At 71.5% G+C, this 21,253-nt stretch carries 14 protein-coding genes; 9 read left to right on the top strand and 5 right to left on the bottom strand.

Translation table 11 applies throughout. From position 1 onward, the window contains the following. Positions 1-527: 527 nt before the first annotated feature. The 8 genes from ACWGKU_RS26150 to ACWGKU_RS26115 all read left to right on the top strand — a co-directional run bounded on the left by ACWGKU_RS26150 (position 528) and on the right by ACWGKU_RS26115 (position 13,239). The gene (locus ACWGKU_RS26150; protein WP_401055632.1) at positions 528-1,037 is read left to right on the top strand and encodes a MauE/DoxX family redox-associated membrane protein; all 510 of its coding nucleotides are present in this window, start codon (positions 528-530) and stop codon (positions 1,035-1,037) included. An 80-nt stretch (positions 1,038-1,117) separates the two neighbouring features. Beyond that, on the top strand, positions 1,118-1,981 hold the full coding sequence (locus tag ACWGKU_RS26145; protein ID WP_452178435.1) for a DsbA family protein: 864 nt from the start codon (positions 1,118-1,120) through the stop codon (positions 1,979-1,981). A 119-nt stretch (positions 1,982-2,100) separates the two neighbouring features. Beyond that, positions 2,101-3,138, top strand: a complete 1,038-nt coding sequence (gene lgt, locus ACWGKU_RS26140) for a prolipoprotein diacylglyceryl transferase (RefSeq protein WP_452178434.1) — start codon at positions 2,101-2,103, stop codon at positions 3,136-3,138. A 162-nt stretch (positions 3,139-3,300) separates the two neighbouring features. Beyond that, complete coding sequence (locus ACWGKU_RS26135) at positions 3,301-4,023, top strand: VIT1/CCC1 transporter family protein (RefSeq protein ID WP_359910245.1); 723 nt, start codon at positions 3,301-3,303, stop codon at positions 4,021-4,023. Positions 4,024-4,440: 417 nt separating this feature from the next. Next, a complete protein-coding gene (gene gltB, locus ACWGKU_RS26130) occupies positions 4,441-9,042 on the top strand; it encodes a glutamate synthase large subunit (RefSeq protein ID WP_452178452.1) in 4,602 nt (1,533 codons plus the stop codon). Then, a complete protein-coding gene (locus ACWGKU_RS26125) occupies positions 9,035-10,495 on the top strand; it encodes a glutamate synthase subunit beta (protein WP_401045320.1) in 1,461 nt (486 codons plus the stop codon). The genes gltB and ACWGKU_RS26125 overlap by 8 nt, the downstream gene beginning before the upstream one ends. 370 nt (positions 10,496-10,865) lie before the next feature. Beyond that, positions 10,866-11,732, top strand: coding sequence for a helix-turn-helix domain-containing protein (locus ACWGKU_RS26120; protein ID WP_380546868.1), 867 nt, complete (start codon positions 10,866-10,868; stop codon positions 11,730-11,732). 49 nt (positions 11,733-11,781) lie between these two features. Then, positions 11,782-13,239: an aldehyde dehydrogenase family protein gene (locus ACWGKU_RS26115; protein WP_401045324.1), complete on the top strand. Its 1,458-nt coding sequence runs from the start codon at positions 11,782-11,784 to the stop codon at positions 13,237-13,239. A 55-nt stretch (positions 13,240-13,294) separates the two neighbouring features. Here the strand turns inward: ACWGKU_RS26115 and ACWGKU_RS26110 are convergent, their stop codons facing one another. The 5 genes from ACWGKU_RS26110 to ACWGKU_RS26090 all read right to left on the bottom strand — a co-directional run bounded on the left by ACWGKU_RS26110 (position 13,295) and on the right by ACWGKU_RS26090 (position 19,458). Then, the gene (locus ACWGKU_RS26110; RefSeq protein WP_452178433.1) at positions 13,295-13,864 is read right to left on the bottom strand and encodes a Uma2 family endonuclease; all 570 of its coding nucleotides are present in this window, start codon (positions 13,862-13,864) and stop codon (positions 13,295-13,297) included. A 73-nt stretch (positions 13,865-13,937) separates the two neighbouring features. Then, positions 13,938-15,773: a bifunctional metallophosphatase/5'-nucleotidase gene (locus tag ACWGKU_RS26105; protein WP_401045315.1), complete on the bottom strand. Its 1,836-nt coding sequence runs from the start codon at positions 15,771-15,773 to the stop codon at positions 13,938-13,940. Positions 15,774-16,089: 316 nt separating this feature from the next. Beyond that, positions 16,090-16,722 (bottom strand): hypothetical protein, encoded by a 633-nt coding sequence (locus ACWGKU_RS26100; RefSeq protein ID WP_452178432.1) that lies wholly within the window; start codon positions 16,720-16,722, stop codon positions 16,090-16,092. After that, entirely contained in the window at positions 16,709-18,367 is a 1,659-nt protein-coding gene (locus ACWGKU_RS26095; RefSeq protein ID WP_452178431.1) for a VWA domain-containing protein, read from the bottom strand. Before ACWGKU_RS26095 ends, ACWGKU_RS26100 begins: the two co-directional genes overlap by 14 nt. Continuing rightward, the gene (locus tag ACWGKU_RS26090) at positions 18,364-19,458 is read right to left on the bottom strand and encodes a hypothetical protein (protein WP_452178430.1); all 1,095 of its coding nucleotides are present in this window, start codon (positions 19,456-19,458) and stop codon (positions 18,364-18,366) included. The genes ACWGKU_RS26095 and ACWGKU_RS26090 overlap by 4 nt, the downstream gene beginning before the upstream one ends. Before the next feature lie 332 nt (positions 19,459-19,790). On the opposite strand from ACWGKU_RS26090, the gene pyk reads away from it, so the two are divergent. Continuing rightward, on the top strand, positions 19,791-21,221 hold the full coding sequence (pyk, locus tag ACWGKU_RS26085) for a pyruvate kinase (protein ID WP_380632655.1): 1,431 nt from the start codon (positions 19,791-19,793) through the stop codon (positions 21,219-21,221). Positions 21,222-21,253 lie beyond the last annotated feature (32 nt).

The following is a 21,253-nucleotide window of genomic DNA, read 5'->3' as shown; positions in this document are numbered from 1 at the left end:
CCCCGGGGAGTGGAGGGCCGTCGGCTTTTCGCGGGGCGTGGGCACGGGCGCGCGCCTCCACCCCGCGCTCCGGCCGGACTGCGGACCCGAACGGGTGAACAAGGGGTGGGGACACGCATCAGCCGGGGTTGACGGACGTTGAGTGGAGGGAGGAGTGCACGAACGGTTGCGGTGACGAGCGGAAGGGGTGAGCCGGTGCGGGGTCTCCAACGGGCCGTTCTGCTGCGGGCGGCGGCAGCCGTGCTGGCGCTCGGCGCCGCGGTCGGGGTTCACGTGGAAGTGGGGCACGCGCTGGCCAGGCGCGGGGCCGAGCGCGCGGAGCGGGAGGCGGTGGCGTGCGCGGAGGCGGCCCGGCATCCCGATCTGTTCGAAGCGGGATGGCCGGCGGGGTGCCGCTGACGCGCAGGTGTTCGGTCCATTCGGACAGAACGTCACCCGTCCGGCTTCATTCCCGAATGCGGAGGAACCACCCTTCATTCCTTGCGGTTCATCAGGGAGTGAACGAGTTTCCCGAGGGGGGTTCCCTGATGACCGCGCAGCCCGGTGGCTCCGCGCCCGCGCCGCGGGCGGCGAGGCCGGTGCCGGCCTGGAGCGAGTGGCTCGGCACGGTCGTGCGGCTCGGCCTCGCGGTGGTCTGGGGATGGGCCGGGCTGGCGAAGGTCTCCGACCCGGCGGAGGCCGCCCAGGCCGTCCGGGCCTACGAGATCCTTCCCGAGGGCCTGGTCAAGCCGATCGGCTACGGCCTGCCGTTCCTGGAGCTGGCCCTGGCCGTGCTGCTGGTGGTGGGCCTCGGCGTCCGGCTGGTGGCCGGGGTCTCCGCGGTGCTGCTGCTGGTCTTCATCGCCGGGATCGCCTCCGCCTGGGCACGCGGCATCTCGATCGACTGCGGCTGCTTCGGCGGCGGTGGGCACGTCGACGAGTCCCGGACCGAGTACCTCCAGGAGATCCTGCGCGACACCGGGTTCCTGCTGCTGGCCGGGTGGCTGCTGTGGCGGCCCCGCACCCGGCTGTCGGTGGACGCCTGGCTGGCGAACTGACCCCCCGCACCCCCGCACCGGCGAGCTGACCCCCACACCCCTGCACCCGACGAAGGCCCCCGACCGTGGATGTCAAGGCAATGAGCGAGAAGAACCGAGAAGGCAAGCGCACCGCCCGCGAGCGGATGCTGGAACAGCGGGCGGCCGAGGAGGTCTCCTCCCGGCGCAAGAAGAAGCTGATCGTGGGCGGTTCCGTGCTCGCGGTGATCGCCGCCGCGGTGATCGTCGGCGTCGTGGTGCAGAACCAGCGCTCCAAGCCGGAGACGCCGACCGCCGTCCCGGCCGGGACGATCGGCGACAAGAACCTGGTCGTCCCGGTCGGCGCGGGCAACGCGCCCTCCGTCCTCACGGTCTACGAGGACCCGCGCTGCCCCGCCTGCGGCACCTTCGAGCGCGAGTTCTCGTCCACCATCGACCAGCTGGAGGACGCCGGGAAGATCTACACGAACTACCACATCGTGTCGTTCATCGACCGGGCCGTGGGGGGCAAGGGCTCCAAGACCGCCGCCAACGCCCTGGGCTGCGCCCAGGACGCCGGGCACTTCCGGGACTTCCACGACGTGCTGTACCGCAACCAGCCGGACGAGACCAACGACGCCTTCGGCGACAAGGCCGTGCTGCTCAGCCTGGCCAAGCAGGTCAACGGCCTGGACACGCCCGAGTTCCAGTCCTGCGTCAACGACAACAAGTTCGGCGGGTGGGTGTCCGCGGTGCAGCAGGACTTCGACAAGTCCAGCTTCAAGTCCACCCCGACGGTGCTGCTCAACGGCCAGCCGATCTACCCGAAGAACGGCAGCGAGGAGATCACCCCGGCCAACCTGGTGGCCTGGGTGGACGCCGCGAACCAGGGCAAGCAGCCGGGTACGGCGGGTTCGCACGGGCAGACCCCGGCGCCGACCAGCACCGCCTCGGAGGCCAACAACCCGTCGCCGACGGTCGGCTGAGCCCGCTCCGCCACGCCGCCCCCTCCCCGTCCGGAGGGGGCGGCGCCGCCCGTTGTTCGGTTTCTGTGACCACAAGGCGCCCCGAACGGGCCGTCGGACCCTGTAGCGTCGGAACTGCCATGGATATCGCCTACATTCCCAGCCCGTCGCGGGGCGTCCTGTACCTGGGACCGATCCCGCTGCGCGCCTACGCCTTCTGCATCATCCTCGGTGTCGTCGTTGCCGTCTGGCTCGGCAGCAAGCGCTGGGTCGCCCGGGGCGGTGCCAAGCACACCGTCGGCGACATCGCCGTGTGGGCCGTGCCGTTCGGCCTGGTCGGCGGCCGCCTCTACCACGTGATCACCGACGGTGGCCGGCTGTACTTCGCCGAGGGGAAGAACCCCTGGGACGCCCTCAAGATCTGGGAGGGCGGCCTCGGCATCTGGGGCGCCGTCGCGCTGGGCGCGGTCGGCGCCTGGATCGGTGCCCGCCGCCGGGGCGTGCCGCTGCCCGCGTACGCCGACGCCATCGCACCGGGCATCGCGCTCGCGCAGGCGCTGGGCCGCTGGGGCAACTACTTCAACCAGGAGCTGTACGGCCGGTCGACCACCCTGCCGTGGGGCCTGGAGATCGACAAGACGCTGGCCAACGGCGAGGTCGTGAAGGGCGTCTACCACCCGACCTTCCTGTACGAGTCGCTGTGGTGCGTCGGCGTCGCGGTGCTGGTGATCTGGGCGGACCGCCGGTTCACGCTGGGCCACGGCCGGGCGTTCGCGCTGTACGTGGCCGCGTACACGGTGGGCCGGTTCTGGACCGAGTGGCTGCGGATCGACGAGGCGCACGTCTACTTCGGCCTGCGGCTGAACGACTGGGTGTCCATCGGGGTGTTCGTCGCCGCGGTGGCGTACTTCGTGATCGTGGGCAGGACGCGGCCCGGGCGGGAGGACCCGGCGAGCATCGATCCGGCCGCGCACCTGGCGGCGGAGGAGGCCGGGTCCGGCGAGAAGAGCGACACGAGCGGGAAGAGCGGGAAGAGCGGGATGAAGGCCGAGGAGAAGGCCGACGGGAAGGCCCCGGAGAAGGCCGACGGGAAGCCGGTGCTGCGCGAGCCGGCCGGGCCCGCGGCCGGCGGAGCGGCCGCCGAGACGGTCGGCGAGGACGTCAAGAACCCCATCTGACCTGGGGCTTCCCCCGGCCGAGGCCACCCTTCGCGAGGTTTGCGAAGGGTGGCCTCAGTGGTGTTCGGACAGCCTTACTTTGCTGGAAATGCCCAGGTCAGGCGGGCTACGTTCAGGGCTGACGAACCACGACGGAGGGGAACGACGATGAGCACGATCACCATGGAGGCCGACGCCGGACACCAGCCCCGGATACCCGCGGCCGACCACCACCGGGACGTCAACGGGGGCTGGCTGCGGCCGGCCGTGTTCGGCGCGGTGGACGGGCTGGTGTCCAACTTCGCGCTGATGACCGGCGTGGTCGGCGGCGCGGCGTCCAACGGGACGGTGATCCTGACCGGGCTGGCGGGCCTGGCGGCCGGCGCCTGCTCGATGGCGGCGGGGGAGTACACCTCGGTGGCCTCGCAGCGGGAGCTGGTGCAGGCCGAGATCGAGGTCGAGCGGCTGGAGCTGAGCCGCAACCCGCACGGGGAGCTGGCCGAGCTGGCCCAGCTGTACGTGTCGCGCGGGGTGGACCCGGAGCTGGCGCACGAGGTGGCCCGGCAGCTGTCCGCCGACCCGGAGCTGGCCCTGGAGGTGCACGCCCGCGAGGAGCTGGGCGTCGACCCGACCGACCTGCCCTCGCCGCTGGTGGCGGCCGGTTCGTCGTTCCTGTGCTTCGCGCTCGGCGCGCTGCTGCCGCTGCTGCCGTACCTGCTGGGGGCGACCGCGCTGCTGCCCGCGATGCTGCTGGCCGGGGCCGGGCTGTTCCTGTGCGGCGCGGTGGTGGCCCGGGTGACGGCGCGCAGCTGGTGGTTCAGCGGGCTGCGGCAGCTGGTGCTGGGCGGTGCGGCGGCCGGGGTGACCTACCTGCTCGGGTGGCTGATCGGCGGCCATGTGGGCTGACCGGAGTCGTGCATGACTATGCTGAGCAGTGCGTGACGTTTCACACATGGGCGCCCGGCGACGCCTGGCACTGTCTCACCATTCGGGCCCCCGAGCCGCGGATTCGCATCCGCGGACGGGCTCCCGGGATGGAATCGCAGGCGTTCATGATCGGCTTCTGTGGCGATCCGGTTTCGCCCCTGTTTCGGGCGGTGGACGGTTGGGCACAATCGTCGGGACGTGCACTGTGGCGCGTCCTCCCACACACCCCCTGACCTGCGGGTCGTCCCGCCATGTGGACGGGATATTCCGCTTCTCGGGATCATGGGCATCATGTAACTTGCACGACACCGCACCATCGCATCAGGGCCAACGTCGTCCCTACTTGCACCAACTTGCCGAAAGACGACGACGGGAGAGCCGATGCTGTCTGCATCCATGCACTCCGCCAACGAGCCCCAGGCCGGCGCCGCCCGCCAGCCGTACGCGCTCGTGCCGGATGCGCGACCTGCTGCTCAGGGCCTGTACGACCCGCGGAACGAGCACGACGCCTGTGGCGTCGGTTTCGTCGCCACGCTGACCGGCATCGCCGACCACACCATCGTCGAGCAGGCGCTGAACGTCCTGCGCAACCTGGAGCACCGCGGCGCCACCGGCGCCGACCCCGACTCCGGCGACGGCGCGGGCATCCTGACCCAGATCCCCGACGCCTTCCTGCGCGGGAAGGTCTCCTTCGAGCTCCCGGCGGCCGGCTCCTACGCCGTCGGCATCGCCTTCCTGCCGCAGGACGACGAGAAGGACGCCGCGGCCGTCGCCCGGATCGAGGGCATCGCCGCCGAGGAGGGCCTGACCGTCCTCGGCTGGCGCGACGTCCCGGTCGCCCCCGACCTGCTCGGCGCCGCCGCCCGCAGCGTGATGCCGCGCTTCCGGCAGGTCTTCCTGGCCGGCGCCGACCGGGCCGGCATCGAGCTGGACCGGATCGCCTTCGTGGTCCGCAAGCGGGCCGAGCGCGAGGCCGGGGCGTACTTCCCGTCGCTGTCCGCGCGCACCATCGTCTACAAGGGCATGCTGACCACCGGCCAGCTGGAGCCCTTCTTCCCCGACCTGTCGGACCGCAGCTACGCGTCCGCGATCGGCCTGGTGCACTCGCGGTTCTCCACCAACACCTTCCCGAGCTGGCCGCTCGCCCACCCGTACCGCTTCGTCGCCCACAACGGCGAGATCAACACGGTCAAGGGCAACCGCAACTGGATGCACGCCCGGGAGTCGCAGCTCGCCACCGACCTCATCCCCGCCAACAGCAACGGGCAGGGCCTGGAGCGGATCTTCCCGATCTGCACCCCGGACCACTCCGACTCGGCCTCCTTCGACGAGGTCCTGGAGCTGCTCCACCTCGGCGGCCGCTCGCTGCCGCACTCGGTGCTGATGATGATCCCGGAGGCGTGGGAGAACCACGCCACCATGAGCCCCGCCCGCCGCGCCTTCTACCAGTACCACTCCAACCTGATGGAGCCCTGGGACGGCCCGGCCTGCGTCACCTTCACCGACGGCAACCAGATCGGCGCCGTGCTCGACCGCAACGGGCTGCGCCCGGCCCGGTACTGGATCACCGAGGACGGCCTGGTCGTCCTCTCCTCCGAGGTCGGCGTCCTCGACATCGACCAGGAGAAGGTCACCAGGAAGGGCCGCCTCCAGCCCGGCCGGATGTTCCTGGTGGACACCGCCGAGGGCCGGATCGTCCCGGACGAGGAGGTCAAGTCCGCCCTCGCCGCCGAGCACCCCTACCAGGAGTGGGTGGACGGCGGACAGATCCAGCTCGCCAAGCTGCCCGAGCGCGAGCACATCGCCCACACCCACGCCTCCGTCACCCGCCGCCAGCAGACCTTCGGCTACACCGAGGAGGAGCTGCGGGTCGTCCTCGCGCCGATGGCGCGCACCGGCGCCGAGGCGCTCGGCTCGATGGGCACCGACTCGCCGATCGCCGCACTGAGCGAGAAGCCCCGCCTGCTGTTCGACTACTTCGTGCAGCTCTTCGCGCAGGTCACCAACCCGCCGCTGGACGCCATCCGCGAGGAGCTCGTCACCTCGCTGCTGTCCAACCTCGGCCCCGAGGGCAACCTGCTGGCCGCCGAGGCCGCCGCCTGCCGCTCGGTCGGCATCACCTTCCCGGTGATCGACAACGACGAGCTGGCCAAGCTCGTCCACATCAACGCCGACGGCGACCAGCCCGGCCTCAAGGCCGTCACGCTCTCCGGCCTCTACAAGGTCGCCACCGGCGGCCAGGGCCTGGCCTCCCGGCTCGCCGAGATCGCCGCCGAGGCCGACGCGGCGATCGCCGACGGCGCCCGGATCATCGTGCTCTCCGACCGGCACTCCGACGCCGAGCACGCGCCGATCCCCTCGCTGCTGCTCACCTCGGCCGTCCACCACCACCTGATCCGCACCAAGCAGCGCACCCGGGTGTCGCTGCTGGTCGAGGCGGGCGACGTCCGCGAGGTGCACCACGTCGCCCTGCTGATCGGCTACGGCGCCGGGGCGGTCAACCCGTACCTGGCGATGGAGACGGTCGAGGACCTGGTCGCCCAGGGCGTGTTCATCGCGGGCGTCGAGCCCGAGAAGGCCATCCGGAACCTGATCAAGGCACTCGGCAAGGGCGTGCTCAAGGTCATGTCCAAGATGGGCATCTCGACCGTGGCCTCCTACCGCGGCGCCCAGGTCTTCGAGGCCATCGGCCTCTCCCACGACCTGGTCGACGGCTACTTCGCCGGCACCACCACCAAGCTCGGCGGCATCGGCCTGGAGGAGATCGCCCGCGAGACGGCCGCCCGGCACGCCAAGGCGTACCCGGCCTCCGGCATCCCGGCCGCGCACCGCGCCCTGGAGATCGGCGGCGAGTACCAGTGGCGCCGCGAGGGCGAGCCGCACCTGTTCGACCCGGACACCGTCTTCCGGCTCCAGCACGCCACCCGCAACCGCCGCTACGACATCTTCAAGCAGTACACGGACCGGGTGAACGAGCAGTCCGAGCGGCTCATGACGCTGCGCGGCCTGTTCCAGCTGGACGGCCTCGGCCGGGAGCCGATCCCGGTCGAGGAGGTCGAGCCGGTCTCCGAGATCGTCAAGCGCTTCTCCACCGGCGCCATGTCGTACGGCTCGATCTCGCGCGAGGCGCACGAGACCCTGGCCATCGCGATGAACCGCCTCGGCGGCAAGTCCAACACCGGCGAGGGCGGCGAGGACCCGGACCGGCTGTACGACCCGGAGCGCCGCTCGGCGATCAAGCAGGTCGCCTCCGGCCGGTTCGGCGTCACCTCCGAGTACCTGGTCAACGCCGACGACATCCAGATCAAGATGGCCCAGGGCGCCAAGCCCGGCGAGGGCGGCCAGCTGCCCGGCCACAAGGTGTACCCCTGGGTCGCCAGGACCCGGCACTCCACCCCGGGCGTCGGCCTGATCTCGCCGCCGCCGCACCACGACATCTACTCGATCGAGGACCTGGCGCAGCTGATCCACGACCTCAAGAACGCCAACCCGGCGGCCCGCATCCACGTGAAGCTGGTCTCCGAGGTCGGCGTCGGGACGGTCGCGGCGGGCGTCTCCAAGGCGCACGCGGACGTCGTGCTGGTGTCCGGGCACGACGGCGGGACGGGCGCCTCGCCGCTCACCTCCCTGAAGCACGCCGGCGGGCCCTGGGAGCTCGGACTCGCCGAGACCCAGCAGACGCTGCTGCTCAACGGGCTGCGCGAGCGCATCGTCGTCCAGACCGACGGCCAGCTGAAGACCGGCCGCGACGTGGTGATCGCCGCGCTGCTCGGCGCCGAGGAGTTCGGCTTCGCGACCGCCCCGCTGGTGGTCTCCGGCTGCATCATGATGCGCGTCTGCCACCTGGACACCTGCCCGGTCGGCGTCGCGACCCAGAACCCGGTGCTGCGCGAGCGGTTCTCCGGCAAGCCCGAATTCGTGGTCAACTTCTTCGAGTTCATCGCCGAGGAGGTCCGGGAGATCCTGGCCTCGCTGGGCCTGCGCTCGATCGAGGAGGCCATCGGCCACGCCGAGCACATCGACGCCCGGGCCGCGATCGACCACTGGAAGGCCGCCGGGCTGGACCTCGCCCCGCTGTTCCACGTGCCCGCACTGCCCGAAGGGGCCGCCCGGCACCGCACCACCACCCAGGACCACGCGCTCGACAAGGCCCTGGACAACCAGCTGATCACGCTCGCCGAGGACGCGCTGGAGCGCGGCGACGCCGTCCGCATCCAGCTGCCGATCCGCAACGTCAACCGCACCGTCGGCACCATGCTCGGCCACGAGGTGACCAAGCGGTACCGCGGCGAGGGCCTGCCGGAGGGGACCATCGACGTCACCTTCACCGGCTCCGCCGGGCAGTCCTTCGGCGCGTTCCTGCCGCGCGGCGTGACCCTGCGCCTGGAGGGCGACGCCAACGACTACGTCGGCAAGGGCCTCTCGGGCGGCGTCGTCGTCGTCCGCCCGGCCCGCGAGGCGGCGGCCATCGGCAACGACGCCCAGAACCACGTCATCGCCGGCAACACCATCGGCTACGGCGCCACCTCGGGCCGCGTCCACCTGCGCGGCAAGGCCGGCGAGCGCTTCGCCGTCCGCAACTCCGGGGCCACCCTGGTGGTCGAGGGCGTGGGCGACCACGGCCTGGAGTACATGACCGGCGGCCGGGTCGTCGTCCTCGGCGAGACCGGACGCAACCTCGCGGCGGGCATGTCCGGCGGCATCGCGTACGTCCTGGACCTGCGCCCCGCCAACGTCAACGACGGCATGGTGGGCATCGAGGCCCCCACCGCCGCCGACCGCGACTGGCTGCGCGACACCGTGCAGCAGCACTACGAGGAGACCGGCTCCACCGTCGCCGCCGAACTCCTGGCGGACTGGGGCAGCGGGGTCTCCCGCTTCTCCAAGATCATGCCGACCGACTACAAGGCAGTGCTCGCCGCCAAGGACGCCGCTGAGCGCGATGGCCTCTCCGAGGCCGAGACCACCGCGAAGATGATGGAGGCGGCTAATGGCTGACCCCAAGGGCTTCCTGACCACGCCCAAGCAGCTGGCCGAGCGCCGCCCGGTCGACGTCCGCCTCAAGGACTGGAACGAGGTCTACGTCGAGCGCAGCCTCCTGCCGATCATTACCGAGCAGGCCGGCCGCTGCATGGACTGCGGCATCCCGTTCTGCCACAACGGCTGCCCGCTCGGGAACCTCATCCCCGAGTGGAACGACCTGGCCTACCGGGACGACTTCGTCGGCGCGATCGAGCGGCTGCACGCCACCAACAACTTCCCGGAGTTCACCGGCCGGCTCTGCCCGGCTCCGTGCGAGTCCGCGTGCGTCCTCGGCATCAACCAGGACGCGGTGACCATCAAGAACGTCGAGGTCACCATCATCGACAAGGCCTGGGACCGGGGCGGGGTCACCCCGCAGGTGCCCGAGCGCCTCTCCGGCAAGACCGTCGCCGTGGTGGGCTCCGGCCCGGCCGGCCTCGCCGCCGCCCAGCAGCTCACCCGGGCCGGGCACACCGTCGTGGTGTACGAGCGGGCCGACCGGATCGGCGGACTGCTGCGCTACGGCATCCCCGAGTTCAAGATGGAGAAGCGCCACATCAACCGCCGCATCGAGCAGATGCGGGCGGAGGGCACCCGGTTCCGCACCGGCGTGCACGTCGGCGAGGACATCACCGGCCAGCAGCTGCGCGAGCGCTTCGACGCCGTGGTCGTCGCGGCCGGCGCCACCACCGCCCGCGACCTGCCGGTGCCCGGACGCGAGCTCAAGGGCATCCACCAGGCCATGGAGTACCTGCCGCTGGCCAACAAGGTGCAGGAGGGCGACTTCGTCGAGGCGCCGATCAGCGCCAAGGGCAAGCACGTGGTCGTGATCGGCGGCGGCGACACCGGCGCGGACTGCGTCGGCACCGCGCACCGGCAGGGGGCGGCCTCCGTCACCCAGCTGGAGATCATGCCGCGGCCCGGCGAGGAGCGGCCCGGGCACCAGCCGTGGCCGACCATGCCGATGACCTACAAGGTCACCTCCGCGCACGAGGAGGGCGGCGAGCGGATCTACTCCGTCAACACCACCCGCTTCACCGGCGACGAGGACGGCAACGTCCAGGAACTGCACCTCGTCGAGGTGGAGTTCAAGGACGGCCGGTTCGAGCCGGTGCCCGGCACCGAGCGGGCCGTCCCGGCACAGCTGGTCACCCTGGCCATGGGCTTCACCGGGACGGACGTGCGGAACGGGCTGGTCGAGCAGCTGGGAGCGGACCTCGACGCGCGCGGTAACATTGCCCGCGATGGCCGGTTCGCCACCAATGTCGATGGCGTGTACGTCTGCGGAGACGCCGGCCGTGGCCAGTCGCTGATCGTCTGGGCCATCGCGGAAGGCCGTTCGGCCGCCGCCGCGGTGGACAGGTACCTGGGCGGCAAGACCCCGCTTCCCGCCCCGATCCGGCCCACGGACCGCCCCCTGGTGGTCTGACGGACGGACGGTCCGACCGGCCTCCACCGAACGCCCGGCGCCGCATCGCCGGGAGCTCAACCCGCTGCCCCCGCCAGCGTCGCCGGGCCAACGCGGTCTCCTGGCGCCTGCCCTCTTCCCCGACCAGTTGGAGGGCGGGCGCCGTCGCGTTCCCCGACGGCCGTCCGGCGCCGGGAGCAGCAGCTCGGGGCCCGGAACTCCGGGCCGGGGACGACCCGGACACCGCCCGGGCTGCGGCGACACCCGGACAAACGTCCGGAGCCGTGATCCGTCCGGCGGGATCCCGCACAGTGGGCTGTTGTTCGTCGGTGCCAAGTGGCAGACTGCGGCCGACGGCCGGGGGGCTGGGCGAGTGCGGAGGACGACTTCGATGGGCACGACTCAGGCAGGCGGGGGCGCCACCGTACGGCGTCTGCTGCTCGGCACCCAGCTGCGCAAGCTCCGCGAGGCCAGAGGCGTCAGTCGGGAGGAGGCCGGGTACTCGATCCGCGCCTCCGAGTCCAAGATCAGCCGGATGGAGCTCGGCCGGGTCGGCTTCAAGGAACGCGACGTGGCCGACCTGCTGACCCTGTACGGGGTCGAGGCCGATCAGGAGCGGGCCACCGTCCTCGGACTGCTGCGCGAGGCCAACGTCAGCTCCTGGTGGCACGAGTACGGGGACGTGCTGCCCGGCTGGTTCCAGAACTACCTGGGGCTGGAGGAGGCCGCGGCCGAGATCCGCAGCTACGAGGTCCAGTTCGTCCACGGGCTGCTCCAGACCGCCGACTACGCCCGGGCCGTGGTCACCGCCGGCGGCCACGTCCACGGGCCGGAGGAGATCGAGCGCCGGGTCGACGTACGGCTCAAGCGGCAGGCGGTGCTGACCGCCGAGCGGGCGCCGCAGCTGGTCGCCGTCCTGGACGAGGCCGCGCTGCGCCGGCCCTGGGGCGGGCCGGAGCTGATGCGCGGCCAGCTGGACCGGCTGCTGGAGCTCGGCGAGCTGCCCAACGTCCGGCTCCAGGTGCTGCCGCTGGGCAACGCCGGGCTGAGCGCGGAGAGCGGCGCCTTCACCGTCCTGGGCTTCGCCGAGGCCGAGCTGGCCGACGTGGTGTACCTGGAGCAGTTCACCACCGCGCTCTACCTCGACAAGCCCGCCGAGGTGGCCGAGTACCGGCACGCCATGGACGACCTGGTCGCGGACAGCCTGAGCCCGGAACCGACCCGGAACCTGCTGTACGCGATGCGCCAGGAGTTGTAAGACGTCAGTACGATGACTTCCCATCAGGTCGGTGCATGAGAGGGAACAGATGTCGTACTTCTCCGAGTTGGCGCTGCAGTACATCGACGGCGAGTGGTGCAGCGGCAGCGGCTCCTGGGACATCGTCGACGTCGACCCCTACACCGGCGACAAGCTCGCCACCATCACCGTCGCCACCGGCGCCGAGGTCGACCGGGCCTACCGCGCCGCCGAGCGCGCCCAGAAGGCATGGGCCGCCGCCAACCCGTACCAGCGGCGGCTGGTCTTCGAGCGCGCGCTGCGGCTGCTGGAGGAGCGCGAGCCGGAGATCGTCCCGGCGATCATGGCGGAACTCGGCGGCACCGCGCTGAAGGCGGGCTTCGAGCTGTCGCTCGTCAAGGACGTGCTGCGGGAGTGCCTGCACCTGTCGGTGGCCTCCGAGGGCCGGCTGCTGGCCTCGCCCGCCCCGGGCCGGGAGAACCGGCTCTACCGGCTGCCGGTCGGCGTCGTCGGCGTGATCAGCCCCTTCAACTTCCCGCTCTTCCTGGCGCTCAAGGCCGTCGCCCCGGCCCTCGCGCTCGGCAACGGCGTCGTCCTCAAGCCGCACCAGGAGACCCCGGTCGTCGGCGGCGGACTGATCGCGAAGCTCTTCGAGGACGCGGGGCTGCCGCCCGGCCTGCTGAACGTGGTGATCACCGACATCGCCGAGATCGGCGACGGCTTCCTGGAGCACCCGGTGCCCAAGGTGATCTCCTTCACCGGCTCCGACAAGATCGGCCGGCACGTCGCCACCGTCGCCGCCGCGCACTTCAAGCGGACGGTCCTGGAGCTCGGCGGCAACAGCGCGCTGATCGTGCTCGACGACGCCGACGTGGACCACGCCGTGGACGCCGCGGTGTTCAGCCGCTTCGTCCACCAGGGGCAGGTCTGCATGGCCGCCAACCGGGTGCTGGTGGACCGCCGCGTCGAGGCCGAGTTCACCGAGAAGTTCGTCGCCAAGGTCGCCTCGCTCACCGTCGGCGACCCGAGGGACCCGGCCACCCACATCGGCCCGCTGATCAACCCCGTCCAGGCCGGCGCCCTCGACGCCCAGGTCGACCAGGCGCTCGCGGCCGGCGCCACCGCGCTGCTGCGCGGCACCACGGTCGGCAGCCTGATGGCGCCGACCGTGCTCACCGGCCTCGCCGAGGACGCGCCGATCCTGCGGAACGAACTCTTCGGCCCGGTCGTGCTGCTGGTGCCCTTCGACGGCGAGGACGAGGCCGTGCGGCTCGCCAACAACACGCCGTTCGGACTCAGCGGCGCGGTGCACACCGCGAACGTCGAGCGCGGCGTGAAGCTCGCCCAGCGGATCGAGACCGGCATGATCCACGTCAACGGCGGCACCATCGCCGACGAGCCGGGCGTGCCCTTCGGCGGCGAGAAGAACTCCGGCGTCGGCCGCCTCAACGGCGAGTCCACGGTGGACGCCTTCACCACGCTGAAGTGGATCTCCGTCCAGCACGAGCGCGCGGTCTTCCCGTTCTGACCGAGCGGGCGGACACGCGGGCCTCCCGGCGGCAGCCGCCGGGAGGCCCGTGGTCTCAGGCGGGGTAGCGGAGCAGGGCGTCGGTGGCGAGCTCGAAGCCGAAGGGGGCCGGGAGCGGGACGCGGTCACCGAACGTGCCGTTCCACCGCTGGTGGTAGCCGCTGCCGGAGGGCTCGGAGTAGAGCGTCAGGTCGCCCTCGCGCGGATCGATCACCAGGTACAGCGGGATGGCCATCAGCGGGTAGTCGCGGACCTTGCCGACCAGGTCGTTCTCCGGGTTCGACGGGGAGACGATCTCCACGGCGATGGCCGCCTGCTCGGCGGGGACCTGGTTGCCGCCCTCCTCCAGTGCCGAGAGGGGGATGTAGGTCAGGTCGGGGTTGCGCAACTTGCCGACGTTCGGGGAGGCGAGGTCGGTGTTCTCGCTCGGCATCAGGTCGGCGGGTTCGTGGGCCTCGAACTGCCTGCGGATGAGCAGCAGGTTGCGCTGGTGGATCACCGAGGGGCCGGCCAGCATGATGATCTCGTCACCGGAGATCTCGATCTTCCACCCGGTGGGAGGCGTCAGACTCTGCGCGTAGGCCAGCAGCCGGGCGTGGCGGTCTGGGATCGGGAACTCGCTCATGGCGCCATTCTTCCCCCGGGCAGGCCGAAAGGCCGTCGCCGGCGGGGCGACGGCCTTTCGGCGGGGGCGTCGGTCAGAAGACCGGCTGGCCGGCGCGGACGAGGCGCCAGGAGTCGGTGAAGAACTCGGCGGGGTCGATGGTGCCCTTGGCCTTCACCCAGGCGATCATGGTGTTGCGGATCTCGTCGGAGTTCGACCAGACCATCTTGGCCTTGGCGACGTGCGGGAAGTTGCCGCCGCCGTTGGCCCGGTAGTTGTTGACGGCGAGGACGAACTCGGCGGCCGGGTCGATCGGCTTGCCCTGGAAGGACAGGTTGACGATCCGCGAGCCCTTCGGCTGGGCGATGTCGATGTCGTAGCTCAGGCCGTAGACCGAGTCGTAGTTGTAGTCCGGGGTGGCCTCGGCGCCGGTCAGGGCCTCCTTGTCGACCGGGGCGCCCGGGGCGAGCTGGTTGTAGTACTTGACCGAGTACTCCAGGTAGTCCTTGAGCTGGGCGCCCGTCAGGACGCGGGCCTCCAGGGTGTTCTCGTAGATGTAGAGGCCCGCGGCGTCGCGCAGCTTGACCTGGCCGGACGGGATCAGCGCGGTGCGGTTGAACGGGGCGGCCTGGGCCAGCACCGGGAGCTTGGCGTACTGCCCGCCCGCCAGCGCGGCCTTGACGGCGTCGGCCTGGACCTTGCCGATCAGGTCGATGATCGGGGTGGCCTTGAAACGGGCGTCGGCGATCGACAGCTCGATCTTGCTGGTGCCGATGTTCTGGTTGACGTACGCGACGACCTTCTTGTGCTGCCCGGCGATCGCGTCGGTGATCTCCGGGTTCTCCGGCACGGTGTTGGAGTTCAGCAGTCGCGCGGAGACCGAGGAGACCTTCCAGGCGCCGGCCGCGAACTCGACCTCGAAGTCGAAGCAGGTCAGCCGCTGGCCGTAGCAGAGCGGCTCGGAGAGCACGACCGTCCGGCCGGTCTTCTTGTTGACGACCAGGCGCTGCGCGATCTCCTTGTGGGCGTGGCCCACCAGCACCGCGTCGATGTCGGGGACGGTCTCCGCCAGGGCCACCGAGGCGTTCTCGGCCCAGGGCAGCTGGTCGCCCCAGGTGGTCGCCTCGTCGCAGCCGGAGTGCGAGGAGACCACGATGACGTCCGCGCCGGCCGCCTTCATCTTCGGCACCCAGGCGGCGGCGGTCTCGACGATGCCCGGGAAGACCATCTTGCCGCTGACGTTGGCCTTGTCCCAGATCGCGATGCCCGGGTTGGTGAGGCCGAGGATGCCGACCTTCACCGGACGGCCCCCGCCCAGCCGCAGCTCCTTGATCACGTACGGCTTGAAGGCCGGCTTCTCGTTCTTCGCGTTCAGCGCGTTGGCGCCGAGCAGCGGGAACTCCAGCTGGTCCTGGTAGGCCTTCAGGAGCGGGATGCCGTAGTTGAACTCGTGGTTGCCGAGCGCGGCGGCGTCGTACTCCATGAGGTTCATGGCGACGGCCATCGGGTGGTCCGGCACGGTGTCGGCCTCGGTGTCGATCGACTCGATCCGGGCGTAGTAGTAGGACAGCTGGGTGCCCTGGATGGTGTCGCCCGAGTCGATCAGCAGGCAGCGGTTCCAGCCCTTCTCCTCGCGCACCTGGTTGGCCAGCGTGGAGATCTTGGCGAGGCCGACCGCGTTGTGGGCCTTGTCGCTGTACTCGGCGTCGGTGAAGTAGTCCCAGTTGAGCACCCGGCCGTGCAGATCGGTGGTGCCCATGACGGTGAAGGCCTGCTTGTTCGGCTGGCGCTGCTGGCCCTTGGCGGCCGCCGTGTCCGGCTGGGCGGCCGCGGCGGAGGGGGCGGCGGCCAGGGTGGCGCCACCGGCCAGGGCGGCGCCGGCGGCGGTGGCGGCGGACCGGGTGACGAAGTCACGGCGGTTCAGGGGCATGGACGACTCTCCCGAGTGGGGAACGACGGCGGATGGACCGTCAACTGGCATTCGTTGGCAAGTGCGCGTGTACGCGTCGACGCGCGTAGAAGGACGCGCGTAGAAGTGTGCCGTGCGGCCCGGGGTGGTGGATAGCCCCCGGACCTGTCCAAGAGGTGAGATCTTGGCGACTCGTTCGTGACGGGAACGGGGGAGGTCCGGGGTGGTAGGGCCGGCGGATGGCGGATGGCGGATGGGGGATGGCGGATGGCGGATGGCGGATGGCGGGCGGCGGGCGGCGGGTCAGGACGGCGGACGGCGGGTCAGGACGGCGGGGTCAGGACAATTCGCCCATGAGCCGGTCGACCTCGTGGCCCAGTCGGAGCGCCGGGTCCGGATCGTCCGGCCCCGCCCACGGCTGCCAGGTCCGCGCCCGCAGGTAACCGGCCACCGCGACCGGCAGCCGGTGCCGGACGATCCGCTCCGCCACCGGGCCCCGGCCGGCCGCCCGCAGCGCCGCCAGCAGGCCGTCCACCCCGGCGGAGGGCGGCAGCGGCACGCTGTCCAGGTAGGCGGCCAGCGCCACCAGCTCCGGATCGGGCGCGGGCGCCCCCTCCAGTACCTGCGCCCCCTCCAGGACGTGTGCCCCCTCCAGGACGTGTGCCCCGGAGGCCTCGGTCTCGCCGAGGGCCGTCCCTGCTCTCGCCCCCGTCCCCGTCCCCGTTCCGGTGTCGATCCCCGTGCCCGCCCCGGTCCCCGGTCCGATCCCGGCCCCCTCGCGGGGCCTCGGGGCGGGCGTCAGCAGCGCGCCCACCCCGTACAGCCCGACCACGACCCCCGGCCACCAGACCCCGCCCAGTCCGGCGAAGTGCAGCCCCAGACCGACCGCGCCGCCGGCACAGCCGACCAGGTTCCGGGCCGACTCCAGGTAGCGCAGCACCCGGGGGCCGAACCCGTCACTGGTAGCCACGGATCTCCTCGAACACCCCGTCCAGCGAGCCCGTACCGTCGAACAGCTTGCCGCCGCTCAGGTCCGCGATCCCCTGGAGCTGGCCCACCGCCGCCTCCCCGAACTTGATCGGGAACACCGGGATCGACTTCTCCCCAGCCGGCAGCGCGTCGTGGAAGCGCTTGAAGTCGCCGTCCGTCGCACCGGCGTTGCTCTCCCCGTCCGTCATCAGCACGATCGAGGTGAACCGGTCGTCGCCGGCCGCCGCCTGCTGACGCTCGATCACCCGGTACGCCTCCTCCAGCGAGGAGTACACCGCCGTCCCGCCCGAGGCGGCCAGCGACTGCACGTCCGCGTCGATCGACGCCAGCTCCGTCTCCGGGCCCGGCCGGCTGCCGGTGGCCGGCACCACGTGGGTCTTGGTCCACTTCACCGCGGAGGCGAAGGAGAGCAGCGTGATCTCCTCGCGGTCCCGGAAACGGCGCGTCCCGCGGGTGTCGTCCGCCCCGGTCAGCCGGCCCAGCGCGCTCTTCAGCGCGGCGATCCGCGGGCCCTCCATCGAGCCCGAGGTGTCCAGCACGTACACCGTCCTGGACGGGCGGCGCAGCTCGTTCTGGTACGAGGCCAGCAGGCCGTCCGCGACCGCCCGGGTGCCCGGGAACGGCAGCTCCCGGCGGCGGTCCGCGGGCAGCCCGGCGGCCGGGGCCGCGCCCGCCGTCACCGGTCGGCGCAGCGTCGTCTCGGAGATCCGTTTCTGCACGTCCTCCTTGAGCAGGTACGCGGACAGCCGCTGGAAGGAGTCGCGCTGCTCCTGCGCGGCGGAGGACATCAGCGAGAGCGGGTAGTCCGCCGACACCACGCCGTCCGCCGGCCGCACCACCGTCAGCTGCTGCTGCGGCGGCAGCGTCCTGTTCAGCGACAGCAGCACCGACTCGTAGTTCACCAGCGCGCTCACCGTGCCCGACTCGGCCCGGACGTACGCCTGCGCCAGCCAGCCGGAGGAGCCCGAGGTCAGCTTCTGGCCCTTGAAGAACTCCTTCAGCTGCGGACCCGCCTTCTGCACGTCCGCGTCGGTCAGCGCCGCGCCCGCGCCGGAGAAGGCCGAGGCCACCGCGACGAGGGTGGAGAAGCCCGAGTTGGAGCGGGACGGGTCGGCCATCCCGTACGGCAGCTTTCCGGCCGCCGCCGCCGCGCCGACCTGCGCCCAGGTGACCTTGGAACCGTCGCCCCAGCCGAGTTCGCCGAGCGCCGAGGAACGCACCCCGATCGCCACCGGCGACACCATCACCGGGGTCTCGGAGACCACCTTGGACTTGCCGGCCGGATCGAGCCGCAGGTACTGGTTCGACGGGAACCACACGGCGTCGTACTTGCCGTCGGCCCGGCCCGAGGAGACGGCGTCGGCGCCGTCCAGGGTGCCCGTCCAGGAGAACTGCACGGTCACCCCGGTGGCCTTCCGGGCATCCTCCAGGACCGGTGCCAGGTCCTGGAGTTCACTGCCCGCCAGGACGCGCAGCACGCCGGGGCGGGCGGTCTCGGCGGGCGGATCGGTGGGCTTCGGGGCGGCGTTGTCGCCGCCACCGGAGGAGGTGCAGGCGGTGGCCGCGGCCAGCACGGCGGCCAGCGCGGCCGTGAGCCAGCCGCGGCGCTTCATCGGGATGGTCACTTGGTCCCCTTCGCCGCGGTGGTCAGCTTGAGCAGGTTGTCCAGCGAGGGCAGGGTCGCCTGCTTGACCTTGGCCGCGGTCAGATCGGGTGCGAAAGTCGGCTTCTTCTCCCGCATCAGGTTCGCGAAGGCCTCCGGTTCGGCCTGCGGCCGGAGCCCGAACCCGGCCTCCAGACCGCGGAGCACCTCGTCGTTCTGGAGGGCGTCGGCGAGCTTGCGGCCGTTGTCGGTGTGGGCCACGACGGTGTGGTCCGAGTAGACCGTGGTGTCCGGGTACAGCACCACCATGTCCCCGGTGGGCTTGCCCTGCAGCGACAGGGCGGCGGCCTGCGACTCGTACGCGAAGATCAGCGGGCTGCCGATCCCCGCGCCGAAGTCCCGGAACGGCTCGTCGCTGCTGCTCTTCTGGATGCCCTGCAGCGCGTTCGCCTTGTACAGGACGTCCTTGACGGCGGCGACGCCGGCGTCGTCCGACACCACCTGGTGGTTGTTGGCGATGTAGGAGAGCAGCGCGAGGTACATCGCGCCCGAGGACGAGCTCTCCGGGTCGGTGGTGGTCACGAAGAGCTGACCGGACAGCTCGGGATGGGCGCCCGCGCCGGTCAGCTCCTCCCATCTGCGGTTGCCCTTCAGCGCGTTGACGTACTCGTCCATCCGGAACGTCCAGACGCCGGTGACGGCGTCCAGGTCGGCCAGCTTGTTCTCCTTCAGGACCCTGGCCACCGGCTCGTGCGCCACGATCACCAGCGGCGAGTAGAACGGGACCATCGGGGAGTCCTGCAGCTTCCAGATGCGCTGGATCTCCCGCGCCGGCGCCGAGCTCGCCGGGAAGGCGAAGTCCAGCCCCGGCGTCCTGCCCGCCTGGTCGCTCATCGTCCAGGAGCCGGTGGAGTCCGTCCGGACCACCAGGCCCTGCTTCGCCAACTCGGCCTTGACATCGTCGTTCTCGAAGAAGGCGCGCTTCTCCGAGCCGATCAGGCCGGTGACGGTGACCGTCCTGGCGGTGTCCTTCTTCGGGTCGTCGGGGATCAGCGCGAAGGCGACCCCGCCCAGCAGGGCCAGGGCCGCAACCACCCCCAGTGCGCGTCGCATGCCGAACGCCTCCCCCTCGTCCGCTCCTTCGTCCGGGTGGTGACCCGGGGCGCCCCGGCATCCACCGGGGGTGACGAGCGTCCCGCCGGGCGGGGAGCGGCGGCGGAAGCGGCGGTGAACCAGAGGTGAACACCCCTTCACGGAATCGCATCGGCAGGCGGCGCGGGCGGCGCGGGAGGCGTACGGGCGGCGCGCGGCAGCGACGTGGAGCGGGGCGCTCGCACAGCGGTCCGAGGATGTGTCAGATTGTTCAACTCGCCTTACCGCAAAGGTCATCCCGCAGTCCGGACCCGCGTCGTGGTTACGCGCCGGTAATGCCTAGTCTCAGCACTATGCGCCGAGCAAAAATCGTCTGTACCCTCGGGCCCGCCACCGACTCGTACGACCAGATCAAGTCCCTGGTCGACGCCGGGATGGACATCGCCCGACTGAACCTCAGTCACGGCTCGCACACCGAGCACGAGGAACGCTACCGCCGCGTCCGCAAGGCCGCCGACGAGACCGGCCGCAGCGTCGGCATCCTCGTCGACCTTCAAGGCCCGAAGATCCGGCTCGACACCTTCGCCCACGGACCCGTACTTCTCGAACGCGGCGACGAGTTCACCATCTCCACCGACAACGGCGTCGTGGGGGACAAGGACCGCTGCGGAACCACCTACTCCGGGCTCGCCGGGGACGTCAGCCGCGGCGAGCGCATCCTGGTCGACGACGGCCGGGTCACCCTGGAGGTCGTCGCCGTCGACGGGCCGCACGTGCGCTGCCTGGTCATCGAAGGCGGCCTGGTCTCCGACCACAAGGGCCTCAACCTCCCCGGCGTCGCCGTCTCCGTCCCCGCACTCAGCGACAAGGACGTCGCCGACCTGCGGTGGGCGCTGCGCACCGGGGCCGACCTCATCGCGCTCTCCTTCGTCCGCAGCGGGCGGGACGTCGAGGACGTCCACCGGATCATGGCGGAGGAGGGACGCCGGGTCCCGGTCATCGCCAAGATCGAGAAGCCGCAGGCGGTGGAGAACCTGGAGTCCGTCGTCGACGCCTTCGACGGGATCATGGTGGCCCGCGGCGACCTGGGCGTGGAGATGCCCCTCGAACAGGTCCCGCTGGTCCAGAAGCGCGCCATCAAGCTCGCCCGCCGCAACGCCAAGCCGGTCATCGTCGCGACCCAGATGCTCGACTCGATGATCAACACCTCCCGGCCGACCCGCGCCGAGGCCTCCGACGTCGCCAACGCCGTCCTGGACGGGACGGACGCGGTGATGCTCTCCGGGGAGACCTCGGTCGGCAAGTATCCGGTCGAGACCGTCAAGACCATGGCCCGGATCGTCGAGGCCGCCGAGAACGACATCCTGGCCGCGGGCCTCCCGCCGCTCACCACCGGCAGCAAGCCGCGGACCCAGGGCGGCGCCGTCGCCCGCGCGGCCGCCGAGATCGGCGACTTCCTGCACGCCAAGTACCTGATCGCCTTCACCCAGTCCGGCGACACCGCCCGCCGGCTCACCCGCTACCGCTCGCCCATCCCGGTGCTCGCCTTCACCTACGAACCGGCCGTACGCAGCCAACTCGCCCTCACCTGGGGCGTGGAGACCTTCCTCGGCCCGTTCGCCCCGACCACCGACCAGATGGTCGAACAGGTCGACGCGGCACTCCTGTCGCTCGGCCGCTGCCAGAAGGGCGACATCGTCGTCATCACGGCCGGCTCCCCACCCGGCCTGGCCGGCTCCACCAACCTCGTCCGCGTCCACCACGTGGGGACGCTGGACGCCTGAGCGACTGCCCGGCGGCGCGGCCCTCCCGGGGC

Source organism: Kitasatospora sp. NPDC054768 (assembly GCF_053612025.1).
Note: the sequence above shows the minus strand (reverse complement) of the source record. Positions and strands in the feature narration are given on the sequence as shown.